The sequence below is a fragment of the Comamonas sp. C24C genome, assembly GCF_053345995.1.
On sequence record NZ_JBKFBC010000005.1, the window covers coordinates 265,768 to 278,770 of the forward strand.

Consider the following 13,003-nt stretch of genomic DNA (forward strand, 5'->3'; position numbering starts at 1 on the left):
GCTTCCCCCAAGGGGGACGGGCAGCTTCGCCGCAAGGCGGCTTTTGCTCGCTGCCCCCCAGATAAGGGTGATGCTATTTTAAGTAAAAATGGCCTCTAACCCTTTTCTGATAAGCGCAAGTAGCTATTCTTTTTGAATAAGCGCTTGCGCTTTTTTCATGGCGATATGAACGGGGACTGGTCCTCAATAAAGGACGTTGACAAGCACGTTGTCGGTGTACGAGCCGGGCCTGACATTGCCATTGTTGATGCGCCCGTAAATGTTGATGGGGTTGGCGGCGTACGAGCCCGTACCGGTGCCACCGAGGGTATTGCTGTTGCTGACATTGCCCCAAGGCAGGCTGCGTCCGGCGTCGCGATATAGCCCGTAGCTGACATAGGTGTCCGGGTTATTGCTTGCCGTGCCGGCATTGCGCAGCATGCCTTTGCCATCGGTGGGCGTCGGTGTTCCGCCGGGTTCCAGCGCGATGTTGTAGGGCGTGGTGCTGGTGCAGCGGGCATTCAGGCTGCTGCTGGTGTCAAAGGGGCCCGTAGTCAGCGGATTGATATTGCCAAAGTCCATGCTGCTGGCGCCGCTGATCTGGATCTGGCAGGTTTTTTGCACCGTCGCCGTGACACTGAATGGCAAGGTGGTCTGGCTCAGCGTGACGTTGGCACTGCTACTGGATTGGCCTGTGCAGGTCACCGTGTTGCTGCTGCCCGTGCGAACAATGATGCTGGCTTGGGTTCCGCTGAAATCGCTGCGGTAGTCCCCGGGAATCGTGGTGCTCTGGCCGGAACCGATGCTTGCCGTAAACGGCAGGGTGGCTGATTTGTAATTGTATGAACCAAAGACACCATTAACCAGCCAGGCTGACGGTAGTTCCAGCACGATCTGAGGGGGCGACGAGCCCGCCAGGTTGTAGGAGCCCCAGACGGCGCCATCGCTGCGGTAGATCTGGTACTGCAGCGGCGTCAAGTTTCCTGTCGTGCTCATGCTGCGTGCAGCAGCCGTTCCACCTGCACTGCCAGCACCAAAATTGATGCAAATGGCCGCATAGATGGAGGTGATTCCCAAGAGGCTAATAGTGGTGTTGTAGCACTGAAAGGAAAGCTGCCCGCTGGTGCTGGCGGGCGCATCAAATGGCGTAAAGCTGCCGAAATTCACATTCGGCATGCTGAAGGTATTGCACACCACGTTCTGCGCCCTGGCGGTTGTTGGCACAAGCAGCCAGGCCATGCAGATGACCGGAAGGCTGAGAAGCATGCGAACGGTGGTCTGCTTCAGCAGAGAGGTAAGGAATGCCATGGCGCAACCTTTATCGGCAGGTGATCGGGCCTATCACGGGAATTTCATTCACTGACTCAGCGGTATCGGGCCAGCGGGCATGGGCAGTGCATTGACCTCCATCGGGCAGGTTGACCGTGATACGGTTGTCGGCAGCCAGTTGCTCGAAGTACACCATGCCGTCATAGCCCACGATGCTGCTGATCGTTGCTGCGTCCCTGCTGTGATCTTGTACGACGGCACGGCTGCCGGTGACAACCGGCTGACCTGAAGCATCGTGCAGCACGATGCTGGCTGAGCGAATGCGCTGCAGATCGAACTTGACCAGTGTTCCCGCCCTGTCTGTCGGGACGATGTTGAGTTCGGGCTGGGGCACTTTGAACTGCGCGGGAAGCTGCATGGGGTCAATGGAAATCTTGTTGTTGCGATAGGCCCCGAGCTGCGTGACCAGCAGCAAGCCTTGCTCGCTGGTCTGCCCTGCAGAATTGTTTTCCCGCCTGATGGGGACGTTTGCAAGTCCATTGGTGCTGACGAGAGCAAAGCCGTCGTAGATGCGACGACTGGCCAGCAGATGCCCGTCCATCAGTACGAGCGATCCGGATGCTCCGGCGGAGGCGCTGCTGATGCCTCGGTTGCTGGCGATGGATGCGTTGGCTTCGAAATGCTGGGCCAGATAATCGGCTCGTGCCTGGCCAGAAGTGCCATCGCCGTGCTGGGCGGCAACACTCCAGCCCCAGCCGCCATCGTTGGGGCGGGATTGGCTGGCATAGGCACTCAGCAGGTTCTGCTGGTTCTGGCGGCTGGCAGTGGCGCCCAGGTTGAGCCTGCCATCGAGAAACCAGCTCAAGGCCAGTTGCACATTGCTCTGGCGGCTGTCGTCCAGATCGTGATTGACGCTCAGGCTGATGGCGCCTTGGCCTCCCAGGTTACGGCTCCACCCTGCAGTGGCATAGCGCTGTGTCTTGTTGCCATAGCTGGACAGGTACAGCAGCCCGATATTGAACGCTCCCAGCTTTTTATCGTTGTACCCAAACATGGCACGCCCGGATGCCTTGGGTCGGACCACGTCATACAAGGATGCTGCATCACGGAAGCTGCGGTTGGCGCGCATGCCTTGCAGTGCGGTGAAAAACGATTGGTTGTTCCAGGTGTGTCCCAGCTGGACGAGAGTTCCCGCCTCGCCATGATTGCGGCTGAAGGCGCTGGCCGCAGAAAAAACGCCAAGGCCCCCAGCCTGCCAATGCGCACCAGCACCAAGATTCAGCAAGCCCGAGGTGGCCTCCGCATGCGTGAGCACGGTCAATTGGTTGCTTACACCCCTGCTCCAGGAGCCGCTGACCACCGGGGTGCGGCCATAGCTGAAGGACTCGTAGCCATAGTTCTTGCGTACCCAGCCAGCCTCCACAGACCAGTCGCTCAAACCCTCGGCCAGCAATTGCGTGCTGCCGTAGAGGCTGTATTGCAAGGTGGTGTTGCGGCCCATGGCATCGGTCAGAACAATCTGCGCATTTCCCATTCCCGAGATGCCCACCGGTGTGTTCAAAGTGAAGGGCCCCGCATTCACCGTGCCCTGGTATTGCTTGATCCCGTTGATGTACAGCGCAATATCTGACGGCAACGCGCTGGTGCCCATCAGCGCCGGCATGGGTGATGTGATGCGATAAGGCTGCAGTGAAAAATTGCGCGAAATCTGGATGCCGCCAATGCGCGTGGCGCGCGACCAGGGCTGCATGCTAGTCAGCGTGTCGCCGATGCGAAAGGTCAGCATCTGGTTGGGAAAGGATTGGCTGAAGGTCGTATCCAGCCGTACCTGGCGAAATTGATCATGGCTCGTGCCCAACTGGCTGGTGCTCGAAAATTGGGACAGCATGGTCGTCGCAAGCACCTTGTCCGCCATGAAGGCACGCCACTCGGTAATAGCACTCAGCGCGCGCGATCCCTTGCTATCAAAGCCGTAGACATCGTAGTTCAGCAGCAGGCCGTGAGAGCTATGGGATGGCTGGCCTTGGAGGCCGTTGGCGTTCAGCTGGGCGCTGGCCCATTGCAGCTGTGTGAAGGGGATGTTCAGCGTCAAACTCTGCATCGCCATATTGAGCTGAATTTGCAGCTCTTCGATGGCATCCAGTTCAATCCATGGATTGCCTGGGCTGGAGGTCTGCGTTGCAAGCGAGGGTAGGGATTCGTTTCTCAGGCCCAGTACGGCAAGCGTGTCCCGGCGCATGGACAAACGCTTGCCTCGCAGCAAGGCCGGTTGCAGGCCGAAGTCCCGGGTGTTGAGCTGTACGGAAAGCATCAGCTCGATGCCTTCCTCTCTGAAGGCAAGAGATGCCCTAGGCGCAAGCGGTGCGAGGTCCGACAGGCGAAAGGGTTGATTGCTGCTCGGGGCTGGCTCGCTCTCGCTCTGTGTCTGGGCCCAGCCACAGGTTATGCCCAGCAAACTCGCTGTGCCAAGGATTAGTGCAGTGTTTCTGCTAAATGCCATGGTGCCCGCGCATGGCACAAGCTCACGGCTGAAGCTTGATCATCTGGGTGTCCGAGTTGATCTGTGCCTGAAAACCTTTGAGAGATTGCGCCCGGGGCACTGCCGCGAGCGTCCATTGCCGGGTGCTTCCAGGGAGCACATAGCCGAGCATGCCGCTGATCAAAGGACGTGTCTGTCCCTCCGTGGTGACTGCACTGAGATCGGCAAGCTGGGCGCGTACAGCGGCGTGATTGGTGACACGCACGATCCACTGTCCTGTGGAGTCATCTTTATGGGAAGACCACTCAAGCTGGGGGCCGATATCTTTGATGGAGTCGTCTGTGGAGTCACCGATAAACACCGGGACGGAGTAGCGCATCAAGAAATTCATGCCAAAGGTTCGCCTGGAGGCGGTGGGTGTTGGCGGCCTCAGGGCTTCTGGCACTTCGGCCGGCAACTCGTCAACGATGAGCCTGTAAGCCGTTTCCGTGCCGATGGCGGGTGCAGCACCGGTGCGGATGATGCGCACAAGCTGCTTGCCTCCCGCCGGGATTTCCACCACCGGAGGGCTGATCGTGAGCTGAGCGGTTGAGGACATGAGATCTTCCCCGTCTGCTTGTGACCACTTGAAGACCCGAATCTGGGCCGTCAAAGGAGAAGAGTTGGTGTTGCTCAGCCAGATGCCTGCGGCATTGTTGTTGATGGGCATCTGTATGGAGGCGGGTGCCACCTGCAATCCGCCTGCATATGCCAATGGCATATGACAAAGCATGCATGCCGCCAGCGAGGCTACGAAGCCCTGTTTTTGAAGCATGAAACGCATGGAGTCCCTCGCACCTTCTCATTTTTTTGAGCGCCGAATATGTCCTTGACGCGCTGCCGGTTCGCCTTGTGCGGGCCAGTGCTTCGTCTCGTTCAACTTTCGGCTTTGTGATTCGTGTTGCAAGCGCCTTGTAGAAGCGGCTCGCAAAGCCGTCAACCATGGCGCAGCAGAAAAGACAGGGCCTCAGTCAGTCCTGAGACAAGCGGACTCCGCGTGCATCCTGCCAAGGCCTTTGAGCTGTTTTTTGCCGTATGCCAGGCTTGATCAGTAGGTCACGGTCACCGTGACAATGTCTGCATAGTTTCCAGGCTCGACATTCCAGACCGTGCCTGCCACTGCTGCAGTTGCGACATAGGTTTGTACTGCGCCATTGCCGGTACCGGTGACGGTATTGCCTCCAGCACCGGTCTTGTTGCCCCAGGCGCTGTTTGCCGGAGAATTGATTTGGTAGGCAATCCTTTGGTCCGGCGTGGGCGATGCGGCCCCGACCTTGGTCATGGTCCCTGTGCCTGTGGTGTTGGCGTTGGAGGGCGTGAGGCCGATTTCGTAAGGTGTGCTCTTCGAGCAATGAACCGCAATCGACGTGGTTTTGGTTTGGGCTGCAGTGCTCGTGGTGTCTACAGTGTCAAAAACGATATCGGCAGGGTTGGTGGGCGTGATTGAGCAGGCTTTGAGCACCTGGACCTTGACATTGAACGAGCCGGTGACGGTATCGGCAAAAGTGGCAGTGCTGGCTATGCCCAGCAGAATGGCTGCGATGCCTGACAGAACGGGGCTTTGACTACGCATAAAGACTCCTTCAAACCGAAGAGGGACCTCTGCTGTGCCAACTCAGTGCGTCAAGGCAAGGTACGGAGAAGGTAGTTGAGAAAGCTCATGAATCGCTTCAAGGAAGATTTGAAAATCAAAATTCAATTCGAATATTTGAATATCACCCAAAAACATTCTTGAGAAGAACTACCTTTTATTTTTTAGCAAAGAGCTGGTGTTTCAAAATTCTCGTAAGGATGAAATAGATCGACTTGTAGGAAGATGGCCCTAGCAAATGTAGGAAATTGTAACTTTGCTCTGAATTTGTCGAGGCGAAAGGCAATTCTCAACCTTGCTTTGATTAGCGCTTCTTGGTGATCTGGTTTTTTAAAATCTTTTGTTGTCTAAAAATGAATCATGTATTCAATATTGATTTTGAAAATCAATATTGAATTCTTCATTGGAATGCGTTGATTGACTGTTGGTTTATTTCTGACGCGTTTGATAGGTGTCCGTCAATGGCTCTCATGCAAGCTGAGAATGCGTCGAAGAAGCGTTATGGCGTGGCGGTCAGACCCCTAGGCAACCCGATCGGGCAATGGATACCCGCAGACAGATGACGAGCTCTTGAATTTGCGCACTTCTGCACTACTTGTATAAACGACAGTTTTTGTGTTCAACGACATCCGTATCCCGAGAACGATGACAAAGCAAACCCATTCCTTCCAGGCCGAAGTGGCCCAGCTGCTGCACCTGGTCACGCATTCGCTGTATTCCAACCAGGAAATCTTCCTGCGCGAGCTGATCTCCAATGCTTCGGATGCCTGCGACAAGCTGCGCTTTGAAGCGCTGGGCGACGCCAGTCTCTACGGCGATCAGCCCGAGCTGGAAGTGCGCGTTTCCTTTGACAAGGCTGCCCGCACGCTGACCATCACCGATACCGGCATCGGCATGAGCGAGCAGGAAGCCATTGACAATCTGGGCACCATTGCCAAGAGCGGTACCAAGGCTTTCATGGAAAAGCTCAGCGGCGACCAGAAGGCCGACTCGCAGCTGATCGGCCAGTTCGGCGTGGGCTTCTACTCGGGCTTCATCGTGGCCGACAAGATCACCGTGGAAACCCGCCGCGCCGGTGCGCCGGCATCGGCCGGCGTGCGCTGGATCAGCGGCGGCACGGGCGACTTCGAGATCGAGCAGATCGAACGTGCCCAGCGCGGCACCAGCATCATCCTGCATCTGCGTGACGACGCCGAGGAGTTTCTCAACGGCTACAAGCTCAAGCAGGTCATCTCCAAATACTCCGACCACATCAGCCTGCCCATCCTGATGGAAAAGGAAGAGTGGAAGGAAGGCGAGAACGATCAGCCCGGCGAGATGGTCAAGACCGGTGAATGGGAAACCGTGAACAAGGCCAGCGCCCTGTGGACCCGCGCCAAGAAGGACATCACGGAAGAGCAGTACAAGGAGTTCTACAAGGCCATCAGCCATGACTTCGAGGACCCGCTGACCTGGAGCCACAACCGCGTCGAAGGCAATACCGAGTACACGCAGCTGCTCTATATCCCCGCCAAGGCCCCGTTCGACCTGTACCAGCGTGACAAGCATGCCGGCATCAAGCTCTATGTGAAGCGCGTCTTCATCATGGACGACGCCGAGGCGCTGATGCCCCAGTACCTGCGCTTTGTGAAGGGCGTGATCGACTCTGCCGATCTGCCGCTGAACGTGAGCCGCGAGCTGCTGCAGGAAAGCCGCGATGTGCGCCTGATCCGCGATGGCTCGGCCAAGCGCGTGCTGTCGATGCTGGAAGACCTGGCACGGCATGACAGGCATGAAGCCGCAGCTGAGACTGCGGATGGCGTGCAGGATGTCGTCAGCGAAGAGGACAAGGCCAAGGAAGGCAAGTTCACCCAGTTCTACAACGAGTTCGGCGCCGTGCTCAAGGAGGGGCTGGGCGAGGACTTCGGCAACAAGGAACGCATTGCCAAGCTGCTGCGCTTCGCCACCACCACGCATGAAGGTCTGAACACCTCGTTTGCCGACTACAAGGCACGCATGAAAGAAGGTCAGGACGCGATCTACTACATCACGGCCGACACCCTGGCTGCGGCCAAGAACAGCCCGCAGCTCGAAGTGTTCAAGAAGAAGGGCATCGAAGTCCTGCTGATGACCGATCGCGTGGACGAGTGGGCGCTCAACTATCTGCACGACTTTGACGGCACGCCGCTGCAGTCCGTGGCCAAGGGTGCCGTGGATCTGGGCAAGCTGCAGAACGAGGAAGAGAAGAAGGCCGCCGAGGAAGCCGCCGAAGCCTTCAAGCCCGTGCTGGCCAAGCTCAAGGAAGCACTCAAGGACCGTGCCGAAGACGTGCGCGCCACCAGCCGCCTGGTCGACTCGCCCGCCTGCCTGGTGGTCAGCGACGGCGGCATGAGCCTGCAACTGGCCCGCCTGCTCAAGCAGGCCGGCCAGGCAGCGCCCGAGTCCAAGCCGGTGCTGGAAGTGAACCCCGATCACGCCCTGGTCAAGAAGCTGGACGGCTCCGTCCACTTCAACGATCTGGCCCAGATTCTGTTCGACCAGGCCGTGTTGGCCGAAGGCGGCATGCCCGAGGATCCGGCTGCTTATGTCAAGCGTGTGAACGCGCTGCTGGCCTGAGCGGTTCGTTCTCCCCGATAAGAATCCCCGCAGAGTGGTGGCTCTGCGGGGATTTTTTCATGATTTCTGGCTGTATCGATTATGGGTAGGGCGCTAGCAGCTATCAAAATTGATTAGTTGCGTGAACGTGCAAGCAGGCTGCGATCCCAGAGCACCATGGTCAAGGTGAGCAGTCCCAGCAGGCCGCCCATGAGACTGGTGCCGGTCCAGCCATGTGCCAGCCATGCCCACGAGCCCAGCGCCGAGCCTAGGGAGGCGCCGAGGAAGTACGTAGTCATATAGACGGCATTGATGCGCGATCTGGCCTCGGGCGCCAATGCATAGACCACGTTCTGGTTGCTGATGTGCAGGGCCTGAAGGGCGCCGTCGACCACCAGCAGACCCAGCAGAAACCACCAGATGCTGCTGCCGCCCAGCCACAGGCACAGCCAGCCCAGCAGCATCAGAATGGCGCCGGCCAGCGTGGCGGACTGCTCCAGTCCCTTGTCGGCCATGCGTCCGGCCACATTGGCCATCAGTGCACCGGCAATGCCCACGATGCCGATCAGGCCGATCATCAGATCCGAGAGTTCAAAGCCAGGCCCGGCCAGCAGCAGCGCCATGATGGAAAACAGCACGCTCACGGTGGCAAAGCCGGTGCCGCCGATCAGCGCACGGCTGCGCAGGCGCGGATGTCGGCGCAGCAAGTCTCCCAGGGACTTCATGACTTCGCCATAGCTGACGGGAGCGGCGGGAGCCGCCCTGGGCAGGGCCCGTGCCAGCAGCACGGCCATGAAGGCGGTGCTGATGGCCCCCACCCAGTAGACGGTGCTCCAGCCGCCCAGATCGGACAGAATCCCCGCCACACTGCGCGAGGCCAGAATGCCGATCAGCAGGCCGCTCATGACCAGGCCGACGGCACGCCCGCTGGCGCCAGGTGCGGCAAAGGTGGCGGCCATGGGCACCAGCACCTGGGCGGCCACCGAGAACACGCCGGCCATCAGGGTGCCGGCGGCGAGCAGCGCGAAGCTGCCCGCCATACCGCTGATGCCCGACAGCAGCATGCCGCAGGCGGCCAGCAGCATCAGGATCAGAACCAGGCGGCGGCGCTCCAGCATATCGCCCAGCGGCACCAGAAACAGCAGTCCCAGGCCATAGGAGACCTGGGCCATGGTCACGGTGCTGGAGGCCTGGGCATCGCTGATCTGCAAATGCTGGACCATGGAGTTGAGCAAGGGCTGATTGAAATAATTGGCTCCGGCGCACAGACCGCAGGCCGTTGCCATGAGCAGCAGGGTGGTTCTGGAGAGGACTGGGGTGGCCGCTGGTGTTGTGGTTTTCATGAGGCGCTCAGGTGCAGGGGTCAGGCGGGAATGGCGGCTTTGGCGTCCATCGCCATGGGCAGGGCCGCCGTGGCCTCGACCTCGATCAGCATGCCGGGCAGGGCCAGCTTGGGCACGGGAATCAGCGTGCAGGCCGGAAAGCGCGGCCGCTTGTCGCCGAGCTCGCCGCTGCCCCAATGCTGTCTCACGGCGCTTTGCCAGTGCTCGAATCGCTCCAGCGAATGATCGACGATGAGCACGGTGAGCTTGAGCACATGGCCCATGTCCGCGCCACCGGAGGCGAGGGCGGTCTTGATATTGGCAAGAGCCTGCGCAGCCTGCAGGGCAAAGCTGTCTGGCAGCTCGGCCAGGGCGTTTTCTCCGCCCTGGCCCGAGACGAAGAGCCAGCGCAGCGGCTCCTGGACGGTAACCACATGGGTGTATCCATTGGGCAGGCTGTCATAAAGACCGGCGGGCTGCAGGAAACGCGGTTGAGGGGCGGGGGCTTGGGCAATGAAACTGGGCTTGGCGTCCATGAAAGTCTTTCAGGCAAGGCTTGTCCGGCAGGGCCCGCCAGCAGCAGGCCTTTGTTCCGGAAGCTGCTGGAATTGTTCAACCTCAACTAAGCTTGAGGTCAAGAGGTTTGTATGACCACACAGGATTGCGGTCATGGCAGCCAGGCAGGGACAAAGGGAAAGCAGCGGGAGATGACTGTGCAGTGTGAAGAGACTGGCGATATGAATGGATGCGGAAGCGGCCTGGTGGCCGAGGCTGAGGGAATGCCGGATCTCAGTGTGGGAGAGGTCGCCAGCCGCAGCGGAGTGGCGGTATCGGCCCTGCATTTCTATGAGAAGCAGGGCTTGATCGAGAGTGCGCGCACTGCGGGCAACCAGCGCCGCTATGCGCGAGCGGTGCTGAGACGGGTGGCCGTGATCAAGGTGGCCCAGCGCATGGGCGTGCCCCTGGCCGAGATCGCGCAGGCACTGGCCCATCTGCCGGCCAACCGCGTACCCGGCAAGGCCGACTGGAGTCGCCTGTCCTTGCATTGGCAGGCACAGCTCGATGCACGCATTGCCATGCTGACCCAGCTCAGGGATCAGCTCGACTCCTGCATAGGCTGCGGCTGCCTGTCTCTGCAGGGCTGCCCGCTGCGCAACGACCATGACTGTCTGGCGGCGCAAGGGGCCGGCCCGCATTTCAGATAGCCGGGCTTACTGGCGCGGAACGGGCAGCACGCGTGCCCTTGCGCTGATGACGCCCAGCAGTGCTGACAGCAGGCCCAGACAGGCACAGAAGGCTATCAGTGACCCCGTTAGCCCGATATGGTCGGACAGCCAGCCCATCCCCAGGATGGGGACGATGGTGCCTACATAGCCCACGACCAGATAGGTGGAAAGCAGGCCTGTGCGGTTGGCGGGCTTGGAGACCTTGTTGACCACGGCCATGCCCGAGAGGTTGCACAGTGCATGACCGCAGGACATGCTCAGCACACTCAGTGCGAACAGCCATGGCGAGCCTGCAAACAGATTGAGAACCAGCAGGGCATTGGTCGCCGCCAGGGCGAAGAAGCCGATGATGATCAGCCGCTTGGTGGGATAGGGCCGGGCGATGAGCTGGATGCCGGCCGACAGAAACAGGATGACGCCGATGGACAGGCCCGAGACCGCAGGTCCATGCCAGGGCAGCATCTGGGCCATGAAGCTGGGGGCCATGGCAGCAAACAGGCTGAACATGCCGAAGGCGGAAAACGCCGCCATGCAGCCCAGCGCATAGTGGTAGAGAAAAGGCTTGCGCGGCTGGGAGATGCTGGGCAGAACATCTTTCAGCGTCAGGCCGGGCGCGCTATGGACGGGCGTAGTGGCCGTCGGTAGCTGGACCTTGAACAGCGCATGGATGCCCAGAAAGCTCAGGGCGATGGGCGGCAGATAGCTGCTGACCAGGGGAAATGGCACCCATTGCGCCATCAGGCCGCCAACCACGGGCCCCAGGCCGAAGCCGAAGGCAATCGTCAGGCTGGTGGTTGCAGCCGCACGCTGCAGGTCCCCCTTGTTGTTGAGCTGGGTCATGCCTATGGAGGCCGAGGTGGTGATCAACCCCGATGCCAGGCCGATGATGAAGCGGGAGGCACCCAGGCTCCAGGCATTCCAGGACAGGGCCGAGCCGATGACGCCCACGGTCATCACCATCAGCCCCAGGCGCAGCACTTTGAGAAAACCGAAGAGGTTGGTCAGACGGCCCAGAAACAGCAGGCTGATCAAGGCGCCCAGCATATAGGTCACGAAAATCTGCGTGATATGGCTGGGCTGCAGCCCCCAGGCCTGCTGATAGAGTGGGTAGAGCGGGCTGGCAAGAGCCGTTCCCATGACGCCGACGCACATGGAAAAGCACACCCAGGCATAGGGACTCAGACGGGATTGCATTGGGAAAGCATGGGTGGAGCAGTCATCCGCATGTCCGGTGTGGGCAAGTCGGCTTGACCTAGAATTATTAAAAATGACTATTTGGTCAATTTTATGAATTCTAGAAAAGGATTTCAGCGCATGGCGGATGGCCCAGCGGCTGCCCCTTGCGCAGACCCGGATATCGGAACGCAGGCAAAGCGTCAGCGGCGCACGCGTGGCCCGAGTCTCGACAAGACGGCGCAGACGCGTCAGCAGATTGCCGAGGCCGCGTTGGCCGAGTTCGTGGAGTGCGGCGTGGCCCGCAGCACCATGGAGCGTATTGCCTGCCGCGCGCAGGTGGCCAAGGGCACGCTGTATCTCTACTACCCCTCCAAGGACGAGTTGCTGCGGGGCGTGGTGGAGCATGCGCTGCGGCATTCGGCCGTCTATCAGCCGCTCCGGCGCCGTAAGGGCGAGACGGTGCGTGCCCTTCTGCGCCGCAGTCTGCTGCCGACGCTGGAGGCCGTGGACAGCAGTGAGCGTGGCATGCTGGCACGCCTGGTGCTCAGCGAGGCACGGCATGCGCCCGAGCTGGCCAGACTGTACAAAGAGCTGGCTTTTGATGCCTGGCAGAACTATGTGCAGGATCTGCTGGCGCTGGCCGTGAAAGAGGGGGAGCTCAGGACCCGCTCGGTCAGCCGCAGTGCCCAGCTGCTGGCCAGCCCGTTCTGGATGGCGCTGGTGCACAACAACCTGCTGGCCTCCGAGGGCTCGCAGAAGCTGGCCCTCAAGCCGCTGGTCGAGCTACTGATTGATAACCTTTTTGCGGGCACGGCCGGTGACAATGCGGCTGTCAAACGTCAGTGAGAGTCAGTGAGAGTCAGTGAGAGTCAGTGAGAGTCAGTGAGATGAATTCCATGCCAGACACCATCAAGCCCGGTCATCACAGAATCCTGAGCACGGTCTGCGCCGCTGCTCTGGTGCTGGCCTTGCCCGCCTGCGGCTCCGTCGGGGCCGGAGTGGGCGTCGGGATTCCGGTGGGGCCGTTTTCCGTGGGCGTGGGTCTGGGCAGCGGTAGTCTCAGCGCAGGCGTCGGCACGGGTGTCGGGCCTGTCGGTGTGGGCGTAGGCGTCAACCAGCGCGGGCAGGTGCTGGGCAGTGCCGGCGTCGGCGCATCCACCGGCGTGGGCGGTGCCAGCGTGGGTGTCGGGGTGGGGTCCTCCACCGTGCTGCATGATCCCAATCGCCCGCAGGCACCAGAGGCGCAACCCGCGCCGCCGCCGGCCCCCGCGCAGGGCGGCGATGCCGTGCAATGGCGCGATGCACGAGGGCAACTCCGTTTGCAGGGGCGCTGCTAGCTCTTTGCAGG

The 13,003-nt window shown here is 60.3% G+C and carries 11 protein-coding genes; 4 read left to right on the plus strand and 7 right to left on the minus strand.

What is annotated here, in order from left to right; translation table 11 throughout:
* Positions 1-183 precede the first annotated feature (183 nt).
* The 4 genes from ACLBXN_RS11855 to ACLBXN_RS11870 all read right to left on the minus strand — a co-directional run bounded on the left by ACLBXN_RS11855 (position 184) and on the right by ACLBXN_RS11870 (position 5,339).
* Positions 184-1,287, minus strand: coding sequence for a Csu type fimbrial protein (locus tag ACLBXN_RS11855; RefSeq protein ID WP_447612254.1), 1,104 nt, complete (start codon positions 1,285-1,287; stop codon positions 184-186).
* A 10-nt stretch (positions 1,288-1,297) separates the two neighbouring features.
* Positions 1,298-3,559 (minus strand): fimbria/pilus outer membrane usher protein, encoded by a 2,262-nt coding sequence (locus ACLBXN_RS11860; protein ID WP_447612255.1) that lies wholly within the window; start codon positions 3,557-3,559, stop codon positions 1,298-1,300.
* A 211-nt stretch (positions 3,560-3,770) separates the two neighbouring features.
* Positions 3,771-4,550, minus strand: coding sequence for a fimbrial biogenesis chaperone (locus tag ACLBXN_RS11865; protein WP_447612256.1), 780 nt, complete (start codon positions 4,548-4,550; stop codon positions 3,771-3,773).
* A gap of 264 nt (positions 4,551-4,814) precedes the next feature.
* The gene (locus ACLBXN_RS11870; RefSeq protein ID WP_447612257.1) at positions 4,815-5,339 is read right to left on the minus strand and encodes a Csu type fimbrial protein; all 525 of its coding nucleotides are present in this window, start codon (positions 5,337-5,339) and stop codon (positions 4,815-4,817) included.
* A 663-nt stretch (positions 5,340-6,002) separates the two neighbouring features.
* Between ACLBXN_RS11870 and htpG the strand changes: the two genes are divergently transcribed.
* Positions 6,003-7,952, plus strand: a complete 1,950-nt coding sequence (gene htpG / locus ACLBXN_RS11875) for a molecular chaperone HtpG (protein ID WP_447612258.1) — start codon at positions 6,003-6,005, stop codon at positions 7,950-7,952.
* A gap of 113 nt (positions 7,953-8,065) precedes the next feature.
* On the opposite strand, the gene ACLBXN_RS11880 is transcribed toward htpG, so the two are convergent.
* Both ACLBXN_RS11880 and ACLBXN_RS11885 read right to left on the minus strand, forming a co-directional pair.
* Complete coding sequence (locus ACLBXN_RS11880; RefSeq protein ID WP_447612259.1) at positions 8,066-9,274, minus strand: MFS transporter; 1,209 nt, start codon at positions 9,272-9,274, stop codon at positions 8,066-8,068.
* A gap of 20 nt (positions 9,275-9,294) precedes the next feature.
* The gene (locus tag ACLBXN_RS11885; protein ID WP_447612260.1) at positions 9,295-9,789 is read right to left on the minus strand and encodes a RidA family protein; all 495 of its coding nucleotides are present in this window, start codon (positions 9,787-9,789) and stop codon (positions 9,295-9,297) included.
* 201 nt (positions 9,790-9,990) lie between these two features.
* On the opposite strand from ACLBXN_RS11885, the gene soxR reads away from it, so the two are divergent.
* On the plus strand, positions 9,991-10,458 hold the full coding sequence (gene soxR, locus ACLBXN_RS11890; RefSeq protein WP_447612261.1) for a redox-sensitive transcriptional activator SoxR: 468 nt from the start codon (positions 9,991-9,993) through the stop codon (positions 10,456-10,458).
* A gap of 6 nt (positions 10,459-10,464) precedes the next feature.
* Here the strand turns inward: soxR and ACLBXN_RS11895 are convergent, their stop codons facing one another.
* Positions 10,465-11,673, minus strand: a complete 1,209-nt coding sequence (locus tag ACLBXN_RS11895; protein WP_447612262.1) for an MFS transporter — start codon at positions 11,671-11,673, stop codon at positions 10,465-10,467.
* A 120-nt stretch (positions 11,674-11,793) separates the two neighbouring features.
* Here ACLBXN_RS11895 and ACLBXN_RS11900 point away from each other — a divergent pair, with 120 nt between their 5' ends.
* Both ACLBXN_RS11900 and ACLBXN_RS11905 read left to right on the plus strand, forming a co-directional pair.
* The gene (locus ACLBXN_RS11900) at positions 11,794-12,501 is read left to right on the plus strand and encodes a TetR/AcrR family transcriptional regulator (RefSeq protein ID WP_447612263.1); all 708 of its coding nucleotides are present in this window, start codon (positions 11,794-11,796) and stop codon (positions 12,499-12,501) included.
* A 41-nt stretch (positions 12,502-12,542) separates the two neighbouring features.
* Positions 12,543-12,992 (plus strand): hypothetical protein, encoded by a 450-nt coding sequence (locus tag ACLBXN_RS11905; RefSeq protein ID WP_447612264.1) that lies wholly within the window; start codon positions 12,543-12,545, stop codon positions 12,990-12,992.
* Positions 12,993-13,003 lie beyond the last annotated feature (11 nt).

Bases quoted from the DNA above. Each gene is read 5' to 3' on its own strand.
- ACLBXN_RS11855 (WP_447612254.1), bottom strand. From the start codon at position 1,287: ATGGCATTCCTTACCTCTCTGCTGAAGCAGACCACCGTTCGCATGCTT.
- ACLBXN_RS11860 (WP_447612255.1), bottom strand. From the start codon at position 3,559: ATGCTTTCCGTACAGCTCAACACCCGGGACTTCGGCCTGCAACCGGCC.
- ACLBXN_RS11865 (WP_447612256.1), bottom strand. From the start codon at position 4,550: ATGCGTTTCATGCTTCAAAAACAGGGCTTCGTAGCCTCGCTGGCGGCA.
- ACLBXN_RS11870 (WP_447612257.1), bottom strand. From the start codon at position 5,339: ATGCGTAGTCAAAGCCCCGTTCTGTCAGGCATCGCAGCCATTCTGCTG.
- htpG (WP_447612258.1), top strand. From the start codon at position 6,003: ATGACAAAGCAAACCCATTCCTTCCAGGCCGAAGTGGCCCAGCTGCTG.
- ACLBXN_RS11880 (WP_447612259.1), bottom strand. From the start codon at position 9,274: ATGAAAACCACAACACCAGCGGCCACCCCAGTCCTCTCCAGAACCACC.
- ACLBXN_RS11885 (WP_447612260.1), bottom strand. From the start codon at position 9,789: ATGGACGCCAAGCCCAGTTTCATTGCCCAAGCCCCCGCCCCTCAACCG.
- soxR (WP_447612261.1), top strand. From the start codon at position 9,991: ATGAATGGATGCGGAAGCGGCCTGGTGGCCGAGGCTGAGGGAATGCCG.
- ACLBXN_RS11895 (WP_447612262.1), bottom strand. From the start codon at position 11,673: ATGCAATCCCGTCTGAGTCCCTATGCCTGGGTGTGCTTTTCCATGTGC.
- ACLBXN_RS11900 (WP_447612263.1), top strand. From the start codon at position 11,794: ATGGCGGATGGCCCAGCGGCTGCCCCTTGCGCAGACCCGGATATCGGA.
- ACLBXN_RS11905 (WP_447612264.1), top strand. From the start codon at position 12,543: ATGAATTCCATGCCAGACACCATCAAGCCCGGTCATCACAGAATCCTG.